General features: G+C 68.7%; 1 protein-coding gene. It reads right to left on the bottom strand.

The genetic code is table 11. The features are described from left to right. Positions 1 to 1093: ISL3 family transposase (locus K7711_RS46985; protein ID WP_222979665.1), on the bottom strand; the 1093-nt coding region annotated here is incomplete at both ends.

Here is a 1093-nt window from a genome sequence, read left to right as displayed (position 1 = left end):
TCGCGAACTCGCGGACCAGTGCGGCCAGCTGGGTCATTTCCGGGCAGGCGGTGATGAGTTCGTGCAGGTGAGCGCGGCTGGAATCGGGCAACTCCGACGGTCGGCTCATGATCCAGCCCGTGAGCTTGCGGCCCGAGACCGCGACCCGGTCACCGGCCAGGCGGCCTTCGTTGACGTAGCGGTAGAGCAGGTTCAGCCCGCCCTGGTAGCCGAGGGCTTTGATCTCACCGAACAGCTGTCTGACCGGCACGCCCGGCTCGGCGGCCCGCCGGGTCCGCAGGTGATTGCGGTAGGGGTCGACCAGCCCGGGCCGGTATTGCGGTGGTCGACGCAGCGAATCTGGTTCGGGTGCACGGGAATACCGTTTGACGGTGTTCAGCGCCAGCCCGAGTCGGCGTGAGCAGTCCAGGAGCCCGACGCCGGAGTCGAGCAGTTCGTGCACCGTGTGCCAGCGTTCGATGGTGGTGGTCTCCCGGGTCATCCGGTGCCGTTTCGGGCCGGCAGCGGCCCAGCAGCGGCTGTGCGCGGCGACGGCTTTCTCCACGACCTGGGCCAGCCCGTGCCACAGATGCCAGCGGTCCGAAACTTGCGTTGCCGCTGGTCGTGCACGACGCACGGCTTCGGCGTAGGTGGTGGAACCGTCCCGCACGACCGTCGTGACCTGCGGGTGCTGGGCCAGCCAGGCGGCCAGGGTGTCGGATTTGCGATCGGGCAGGACATCGATGCGGTCGTGCGAGACCGGATCGATCACGACCGTGGCATACCGGTGCCGGCGCAGCAGCGCGAAATCATCGACACTGACCACCTCGGGAATCGACCGCTGCGGCAAGGGGATTCCCAGCAGCGCACGCACGGCGGTATGCCGGGACAACCGCACCGACAACTCCTCCAGCAGCCGGGCGCCGGCCCGTCCAGCAAGCTCCCGCACGACCGATCGCACCTGGCCGGTCAGACGGGCTGTGCGGCGTTGGTAGCGCTCCAGGACACCAGCCACCTGCTCACGAAAGGTGCTGCGACAACCGGCTGTCGGGCAGAACAACCGGCGGACCTGCACGTTCACGCTCACCGGACGCTCGTCGAGCGGCACGTCGGC

The sequence above is a fragment of the Nocardia coffeae genome, assembly GCF_019890715.1.
GTDB classification, from domain to species: Bacteria; Actinomycetota; Actinomycetes; order Mycobacteriales; family Mycobacteriaceae; genus Nocardia; species Nocardia jiangxiensis.
The sequence above is the reverse complement of the archived record's forward strand: the minus strand, read 5'-3'. Positions and strand labels throughout refer to the sequence as shown.